The following is a 1,652-nucleotide window of genomic DNA, read 5'->3' as shown; positions in this document are numbered from 1 at the left end:
TGCCGGTGGTTTTCAAGACGTCGTCGCGGACGAAGCGGAAGGCCTTGCCGAGGTCGAGCCCCGGAGTCGGGAGGCGCTCGACCAGCGCCGCCGCGAACGGACTGTTTTTGGAATCGCCATCGGAGGCCGTCGAGCCCGCCTTCGCGGCAAACGCAATCATCGTGTTCGGGCTGGTCGGCTCGATCTTGGCAAGACCCCGTCCGATCGCGCGCGAGGCGATTGTCCGCTTCATCGTCTTGGCGAAGGGATTGTCGCGGCAGGCATCGAGAATGATCAGGCGGAGCTGCTTTGCCGGTTCGACCGCGAACAGCGCGCGGTCCAGAGCAATGGTTTCGTCGAGCACGTCGCTATCGGTCTCCAGCGTCGCGTCCGTAGGGATCAGATAATTTACGCCGTCCAGTTCAATGCCGTGACCGGCGTAATACACCACGGCGATTTCGGCATCCCTGGTCTTGCCGCCAAACTCACGGAGCGCCTTCCGCATCTCCGAGACGTTGAGGTCGAGCTTGATATCGACGTTGTCGAACCCGGCCTTCCTGAACATGCCGCCGACCAGGGTGGCGTCGTTCGCCGGGTTGGTGAGCCGGGCCACGTTCTTGTAGGCGGAATTGCCGATCACCAGCGCCACGCGCCGTTCGGCCATCGCCGGTCCGCATCCGAGCCACACGGCAAAGACGATCAAGAAAAACCGAAGCGCGCCCATTACAGCCCCAAATCAAACGTAAGCAGCGTATTCACAGCCTGCTGAAAGGCAAGCGGACGGTATGTGACTAGGGTCACAATCTGGAATAAACCTTAAGCCAATGCGTCTTTGCCGGCTTAGTTGCAGACTTCGGTGTTGAAATTGGTGTGGCCCGTGTTTTTTGTTTCAAGGTGACAGCCGGGACGAACTGAACGGCAGCCCATCGTGTTGCAAACGAACTGCCCCGTTGCCTGCGGCTTCGCGGGAGCAGCCTCACCCTGCTTCCGCTCGCTGTCCCGCGGTTTGGCATCCTCGCGGGTCGCGACCGGCTTCTTGTCCTGCACCTTCTCGCATTCATTGTCATCGTTGACGCGATAGCTCGCACGGCACGCGATCTTCACGCAAGCGTCGCCGTCCGCCCTGAAGCCATGGTCGCAGACCAGCGGGCAGACGCGGCCTTGCTTGCTCTTGATCGCATCGAGGGCGTCGAAGCTTGCCAGCCTGGTGTCGAGCTTGGTCCCGGCATGCTTGTTGAACAGGGTCAGCGAGCGCTGCGCGGCGGCGCTCCAGTCGCCGTCGGCAGCACCCGTCAGACATCCGACGCGACGGAGTTCTGACTGCACCAGCTTGGCGGTCTCCTGCGGCGAGAGAGCAGGCGCCGTCTCGGTTGGAGCGACGGCAGCGACCTTGTCGTTCGCGATCTTGTCCGCGAGCGCCTTCTCGGCGGCCTGCTTGTCGGCCAACGCCTTGGCGACAGCGGCCTCGGCATCCTTCCTGCGCTGCTCGGCAGCGGCCGCCTTGGCTTCCTCGATCTGTTTGGCCTTCTCGGCGGCGATGCGGGCGGTCTCTGCAGCCTTGGCGGCGGCGGCCGCCTTCTCCTGCTCGGCTTTGTTGGCGCGTTCGGCCGCGAGCCGCGCCTTTTCGTCTTCAGCCTGTCGCGCCTTCGCCGCAGCGGCTGCGCGCGCCTCTT

1 protein-coding gene and 1 pseudogene are annotated in these 1,652 nt (G+C 63.6%); both read right to left on the bottom strand.

Annotation, left to right across the window (positions count from 1 at the left end; all coding sequences use genetic code 11):
- A partial coding sequence (locus C2U70_RS31265; protein WP_140982482.1) for a caspase family protein occupies positions 1-703 on the bottom strand: 703 nt, incomplete at its 3' end.
- 116 nt (positions 704-819) lie between these two features.
- A pseudogene (locus tag C2U70_RS31260) lies at positions 820-1,652 on the bottom strand (caspase family protein); the annotation flags it as partial.

Origin of the sequence: Bradyrhizobium guangdongense (assembly GCF_006483445.1) — a bacterium.
Lineage (GTDB): Bacteria > Pseudomonadota > Alphaproteobacteria > Rhizobiales > Xanthobacteraceae > Bradyrhizobium > Bradyrhizobium guangdongense_A.
Note: the sequence above shows the minus strand (reverse complement) of the source record. Positions and strands in the feature narration are given on the sequence as shown.